Source organism: Bacillota bacterium, assembly GCA_009711825.1.
Taxonomy (GTDB): domain Bacteria; phylum Bacillota; class Proteinivoracia; order UBA4975; family VEMY01; genus VEMY01.
On record VEMY01000011.1, the window covers coordinates 46968 to 53661 of the forward strand.

The window sequence follows — 6694 nt, forward strand, 5'->3', positions numbered from 1 at the left end:
TGGTTTCCAAAAGACAACAGTATTTCCTCACATATTACATAAAAAATTTTGGAAGTTTAAGTGCAGGAGGTGATATTTTGTTCAAGCATGAAAAACAATTATTGGAGAATGTTCAAGTAGAGGCGCCAAACCCCAACTATGCTGCAATGCTGCAAGAGCAACTGGGCGGACCTCAAGGTGAACTAAAAGCGGCTATGCAGTATCTGGCCCAAAGTTTTCGAATTAAAGATCCGGAGATAAAAGATATATTTCTGGATATAGCAGCCGAGGAACTAAGTCACATGGAAATGGTGGCCACAGCAATCAACTTGCTAAACGGACATGACCCCCAAGCGGTCAATGCGACAGTGGGCAATATTGAAGCCCATGTTCTCACTGGGCTCAACCCGATGCTGAACAATGCGTCCGGACAATTATGGACAGCCGGTTATATCAATGTTACCGGTGATTTACCCGCTGATCTCTTGTCCAACATCGCGGCTGAACAGAGGGCGAAGGTCGTTTATGAATTGCTTTACAGGCAAATCAATGACAAACATGTCCGCAATATGATTGACTTTTTGCTCAACCGCGAAGAAGCCCATAATACTATGTTCAGAGAATGCTTTCAAAAAGTCCAAGACACTGGCTCGACCCGGGATTGGGGGGTGGACGAGGATGCACGTCTCTACTTCGATTTGTCCACACCAGGAAACTATGTGGGCAAAAAACTGGAAAATCCTCAGTCCCCATCATTTAACAGTCCGCAGCGACCTCCCGGACAACATTAGCACAACAACAGCCGCTCACAAAAAGAGCGGCTGTTATAATTCCTGGAGTTTAGGACAATAGATGCTTCTGAATCGCCAGAGCCAGTCCGTCCTGGTCATTGGTGCTTGTTACATCATCTGCGATTGCTTTTACTGCATCAGTGGCATTGCCCATGGCGATGCCAAGACCTGCCCAGCTCAACATGCTCATATCGTTCTGTTGGTCCCCGATTGTCATCACCTGGTCGCTTGTGAGACCTAGCTTTGTTGCCAGTATTTCAACCGACCGTCCTTTATCTGCTCCTGCGCCACAAATGTCCAACAGGGTATGGTCTGTAAAAACAGGAGCTACTCCCTCAATTGACGAAAAATCTTCCGCAAGTCCGGCCAGAAATTGTGGCGTTTGCGAATATACCACCAACTTATAGACCGTCACATCGGAATTGATCACGGTATACGGGTCATCTGTGGTCAATATGTCCACCCGTTCATCCGGAGCAAGGGTAGAATTCCATTGTTCCACTGCCGGTAGGCGGGGATTATCCGGTGCAGAGACGATGAAATCATTGCCACAAGTTACAATCCAATGGGCATTAGCTTGTTGGCAGCTGTCCAGTATCTTTCTGTACGCCGGTTTAGGCAAGGGGTTTTCAAAAATTATCTCACCGCTGTGCATATCGCGAACCAGGGCGCCATTACTGGATATCAACGGCAAATCAATTTTCAAATCCCTGGCCAAAGACCAAATACTCTTGTCCATTCGACCGGTGGCAATCGCCACCATAATCCCCCGCTCATGGAGAGCGGAGATTGCCCGGCGATTGGCCACTGACACCCGTTTTTCGCTGTTAAGACAGGTGCCGTCCAAATCTGTAACCACTAATTTGATTGTCATGCATTTTCCACTCCCGAGAAATTCTAAAACCATCATAACATATTCTTGGCCCGATGAGCAGACCTAAACCGACAATAGAGCCAAGGTCAACAACAGGGTGCGTTGGAGCAACTCGCCCCGATGCACACATTCATCAGGAGTGAACAAGTCCCTGCTGGCAGGCCCAAAGCCGCAAACAACAGGCACTTCCGGCGGGATCACTCCTGCTGCCGACGGGAGCAGCCCGGATTCTGTTCCAAAGGGCAGCTTCCATTCGAAACTGATTCTTTTGAGCAGTGACAGCAAATCCTGATTGACAAGTGAACGGTTAAGGGCTGGGCGCTCTTCAAGTTTTTCCACATAGCAGACAGTTTCTGAAAGTTCATCTGCCGGTGAAGTGAAAAGGCGACGAATCTCAGCTTCCGCCGCGTCCGCCAGCTCGGAGCAGAGGTATGTTATATACACTGTTGTCCGTATTCTATGGGGAAGCAAAACGCTATAGCGTTCAGATTGTACGTCCTGAACAGCTAAACTCAATTGCTGATTGGGCTGGCTTAGTGTTCCAAGCTCTGTGGCCCGTTTCAAAAACCAGCTCATAATATCCTCCGCCCCTCGGCGGTAGCCAATGCGGCGGGAGGCGCCTTCAACCAGGATGCTGAATTTCCGCAGCCCCCGGCGCTGGTCAACAATTTTTCCCCCTTGAAAACCCGGTTGAAACACAATCACCCTTGCTGCCTGGCAAGCGGCTTGCTGTAGCAACGAACTGGAGTAGCGCATGCCCCGGCCTTCATCTGTATAAACAAATACCCCAACCGGTTTCTCATGCAAAGAGTCTGTCGACAGTAATGTCTTCAGTGCGAACAGAACACCAGTCAAACCTGCCCGGCTGGAGGCCACACCCTCGCCATACAACCATTCAGGTTCCCGGCGGAAAGGCACTTGCAAGCTATTTATCTCCCGTGGGACATCAATACACAGCACCAACAGCGTTCCCCCCGCTAAACCGGAGCGGGTCTGCCAGGTCCACGCCGATTGACGATTGGTAAACTGGGCGTTGGACTCCATATCCAATAATTTCATTTCAGCTTCAAATTTTCTTAACACCGTTCCTAATCCAGTGGGATCCCCGGTTCTGCTTTGAAGATTTGTCCAAACCTTCAATTCTTCCTCTAGATAATCCCGATTTTGCACCAGATATGTAAAAGCGGACTGTCGCACATCTGATACCTGGTCCAGCTTCCCAGCCTCCGGTATCAAAGGACCAAAATATCGTTGGCTGGCAATCTCAATTAATCGGTTCGTCAGCGCCGTATAATCCAAACCTTTTTGGGCCGCGGCCATAACATATGACCCGCCAGGTCCCAAGCTGGCCATGGAGTTGATCTCCAAAATGTAAGGGTTTCCTGCCCGGTCCAAGCGGAAATCGACCCGAGCGCTGTCAAAACAGCCCAGAGCTTTAAAAGCTTGAACAGCCAACTTTTGGACTTGTGCAATTTGGTCGGGACTGAGGTCCGCAGGACACACCTTCTTTATCCTGTCGGTACTTTGCCCAACCTTATCCTCATGGGTAAAGATTGCCTCCCCGCGCTCAAAAATTACCTCTACCGGCGGCAACGCTTCCACCGGTGAATTGCCAAGCAAGCCAACATTAATTTCCCGACCTTCGATGTATTCCTCGACAAGCGTAACGGCGCCCATGGTCTCATAGATTGTGCGCACTCCTTCTCTCAGTTCATCGGCATTGCGCACAATCCTCAATCCCATGGAGACCGCCTCATCCTTGGGTTTTACGATTAACGGAAATTTCAGTCCTTCAGGCAGTGGAAACTGAAAATCCGGCGTTTCTAAAACGGCGAATTTGGGGGTGGGCAACCCTTTCTGCAGCATAACCATCTTCGTCAGTACTTTGTCCAGTGCGATTGCATGGGTCTCGGGTCCGGAGCCGACATAGGGGATGCCCAGCATCTCCAAAATACCCGGTATATGAGTATAGCGGGCTCGCCCCTGGATGCCGTAGCTGAGATTGAAAACCAGTCCCGGCCGCTCGCCGGAAATTACAGCCGGCATAAAATCCTCTAATGCATGGATGATGTTTTTATCCCCTTCAAATGCCTGAACCTGATGACCGCCAGCCTCAAGCGCAGATTTTATGCGGTCAATCGTTTCCAAACCGTACTTCTCCCGGTTGGGAACGCCAAACAAATTAATAATCGCCTGACTGTCGTGATTATAGACAATTGCAATCTTCACCGGTGATTACCCCCTTCATTCCTGAACTGCCTGGATTAATATTGATTATATTCGGTTTGCCAAAATTTATCTACACATCCCTTTGCATATACAATACCTACTTGCTATAATAATGTTATGGGGCTGTAGCTCAGTGGGAGAGCGCTTGACTCACATTCAAGAGGCCGCAGGTTCGAAACCCGCCAGCCCCACCACCTTTCATGCATAACAGGGCGAAAAGCCCTGTTTTTTTATCCCCTTAGTAATATTGACACCCCGAGCTGATGCTGGTATACTCACAGCAAAAAAACAGAGCATTTTACTAGGAATTGAGGCAAAGATAATGTTTACTTTTTTCCTTATGCAAATCAAGACAATTCGTTTACATGACCCGGCTGTCCGCTCGGTATTAGAAGTACTTTTTTGCTACCCCGGTCTTCATGCCCTGATGCTGCATTATCCCGCCAACTGGCTGTGGCGACTGGGATTCTGTTTGTTGGCAAGAGTAATCAGCAATCTAAACCGCTTTATCACAGGAATTGAAATTCATCCCGGTGCACAGGTTCACCCCAGTTGCTTCATCGACCATGGAATGGGTATCGTAATCGGGGAAACGGCAGAAATTGGAGAGAATGTACGCATCTATCACGGTGTCACCCTCGGCGGAACCGGCAAGGATAAGGGCAAGCGGCATCCCACTGTGGCCGCAAATGTCCTGATTGGCGCTGGCGCCACAGTACTGGGGCCAATTCATGTCGGTGAAAACTCCCGAATCGGCGCCGGGGCGGTAGTGATGCATGATGTGGCGCCGGGAACGACAATGGTTGGGGTTCCTGCGGTCCCGGTTCAACGCGGCAGACGTATTCACCGTTGTGAACTCTCCGAACTCCGTTCCCGAGTTGAAAACCTGGAAAAACTGCTGGAGGCAAAACATGAAAACTAAGATTACTGATTTAATCGGCAACACTCCCATCCTCAAATATTGTGAAAACTCGGAGGCGGCAGCGATTTGGGTAAAATTGGAGAACGCCAATCCCGGCGGTAGTGTTAAAGATCGAATCGCCGCCGCGATGCTGCAAGCGGGAAAAGCCAAGGGTCTCATTACTGAAGCAACTATCGTTATTGAAGCTACCAGTGGCAATACCGGCATTGGCCTGGCAATGGCGGCGGCGGCCCAGAACCTACCCTTAACTCTGGTGATGCCGGATACCATGAGTATTGAACGCCGCCAGCTATTAGCTGCCTATGGCGCCCGCCTGGAGCTAACTCCCGGAAGCAAAGGCATGAAGGGAGCGCTTGAGCGCGTCAGCGAACTTGTGGCTGAGAATAAAAATTACTGGCATGTAGATCAATTTTCCAATCCAGCCAACCCTGCTATCCATTACTCCCAAACCGGCCCCGAACTATATCAGCAATTAGCGGGAAAAATCGACGCGCTAGTTTTAGGGGTCGGCACCGGCGGCAGCTTGACAGGCATTGGCCGCTACCTCAGAGAACGAATCCCTGAATTGAAAATTTTCGCTGTGGAGCCTTCCCTTTCTCCCGTGCTCGCCGGCGGGCAAGGGGGGCCCCATCCTATTCAGGGCATCGGCGCTGGCTTTATTCCAGCGGTGCTAGACACCAGCCTGATTGATCAAGTCATTGCGGTTGAAGCCGAAAATGCCTTTGCAACAGCCCGAAAAATGGCCAGAAAGCTAGGGGTGTTGGCAGGCATTTCATCCGGTGCTGCCATCTGGGCAGCCACCGAAGTTGCAAATACTCTGGGCTCGGACAAAAATGTCGTCACCCTGGCCCCGGATACCGGAGAACGTTATTTATCAACTGAGTTATTTTCACAATAGAATGTGCAAAAACGGGCCATGACCGAAGCATAATCGGGTCGGCCCGTTTTATGTTATACTCCGTGCCCCCCCTGCGTATGTATAGTTATACTCGACGGGAGGGGATCAAATGAAACAAATAATGCTCATTGGCGACCTGGCACGATGGCAGCCGGAAGCTGAGTTTATCCATGATATGCTCAGCTTTACCGGTGTGCGGGTAATCACGGTGAATTTAGGCAATGAAAGTTGTAATGCGGATCTGAATCGTGCTGATGTGCAATATTTGTTTGACAATTCGGAGCTGGCCGTGGCAATAGAAAAAATGACTAAGAAATTTTATGCCCAGGGCATAGTCGATGGAGTCCTCTTTCTCAGCTCCGGCCTCAAAAGCGATACATCCTTACACGATGCCGTCTTTTCCGGCTTTCCATTTGGGATTCCGAAATTTTTGGTGGGTGACCCCGGCATCACACCACTAGGCGGACGTGATATCGTTAAAATTCCGATTCCGGGTTCTTCCGGGAACTTCAATTCAGTCCGGAAGATTACGCTCTCCAATGCTGTATTTGCCCTCAGCGGCATGACCCTGAACAATATCTGCAATTACGGTTCCGCACAACCGTTGGTAGGAGTGATAACTTCTTGCAATCAGAATGAAATCAACCGCAAACTACAGGCAAAAGGTCTGAATTACATTGGTTTTGATGTTTCAGATCCATTGCTTCCGCAACTCATTAAAGATGGATTTATCCACGGTATCTTGATTATTAAAGACACCTTGCCCCCCATCCTGATTGAGGTGGTTAAAGCAGGGGGTATCCGCGAAATCCCTTTGGTGATTGGGTGTAAAGACCCGTTTACAATCTGTGAGAATCTCCCCGATATTGGAGCAATAAAAATTCTCCACACTTCAGGCAAATCGCCCGTAACCTGCAAGCAAATCAGTTTTCACCCTATAAACTGTGTGTACGCCAATGAAAAATTCTTTTCAGCTGCGATTCACTTGCTCCGCAAATCAT

6 protein-coding genes and 1 tRNA gene are annotated in these 6694 nt (G+C 49.4%); 5 read left to right on the top strand and 2 right to left on the bottom strand.

The window, feature by feature from the left end:
• Window positions 1-77 precede the first annotated feature (77 nt).
• The gene (locus FH749_06150; protein MTI95059.1) at window positions 78-770 is read left to right on the top strand and encodes a manganese catalase family protein; all 693 of its coding nucleotides are present in this window, start codon (window positions 78-80) and stop codon (window positions 768-770) included.
• Between the two features lie 49 nt (window positions 771-819).
• On the opposite strand, the gene FH749_06155 is transcribed toward FH749_06150, so the two are convergent.
• Both FH749_06155 and FH749_06160 read right to left on the bottom strand, forming a co-directional pair.
• Window positions 820-1680: an HAD family phosphatase gene (locus FH749_06155; GenBank protein ID MTI95060.1), complete on the bottom strand. Its 861-nt coding sequence runs from the start codon at window positions 1678-1680 to the stop codon at window positions 820-822.
• A gap of 27 nt (window positions 1681-1707) precedes the next feature.
• Window positions 1708-3873, bottom strand: coding sequence for a M20/M25/M40 family metallo-hydrolase (locus FH749_06160; protein MTI95061.1), 2166 nt, complete (start codon window positions 3871-3873; stop codon window positions 1708-1710).
• A gap of 119 nt (window positions 3874-3992) precedes the next feature.
• Here FH749_06160 and FH749_06165 point away from each other — a divergent pair.
• The 4 genes from FH749_06165 to FH749_06180 form a co-directional block, all read left to right on the top strand.
• Window positions 3993-4067 (top strand) — tRNA-Val (locus tag FH749_06165).
• 128 nt (window positions 4068-4195) lie between these two features.
• Window positions 4196-4795 carry a serine O-acetyltransferase gene (cysE, locus tag FH749_06170; GenBank protein ID MTI95062.1) on the top strand — a complete coding sequence of 200 codons (600 nt, stop codon included), beginning with the start codon at window positions 4196-4198 and terminating at the stop codon, window positions 4793-4795.
• Window positions 4785-5693 (top strand): cysteine synthase A, encoded by a 909-nt coding sequence (cysK, locus tag FH749_06175; GenBank protein ID MTI95063.1) that lies wholly within the window; start codon window positions 4785-4787, stop codon window positions 5691-5693. The genes cysE and cysK overlap by 11 nt, the downstream gene beginning before the upstream one ends.
• A 109-nt stretch (window positions 5694-5802) precedes the next feature.
• A partial coding sequence (locus FH749_06180; protein ID MTI95064.1) for a hypothetical protein occupies window positions 5803-6694 on the top strand: 892 nt, incomplete at its 3' end.

Excerpts from the sequence above, each read along its gene's own strand:
- FH749_06155 (MTI95060.1), bottom strand. The coding sequence starts at position 1,680 with ATGATGGTTTTAGAATTTCTCGGGAGTGGAAAATGCATGACAATCAAA.
- cysE (MTI95062.1), top strand. The coding sequence starts at position 4,196 with ATGTTTACTTTTTTCCTTATGCAAATCAAGACAATTCGTTTACATGAC.
- cysK (MTI95063.1), top strand. The coding sequence starts at position 4,785 with ATGAAAACTAAGATTACTGATTTAATCGGCAACACTCCCATCCTCAAA.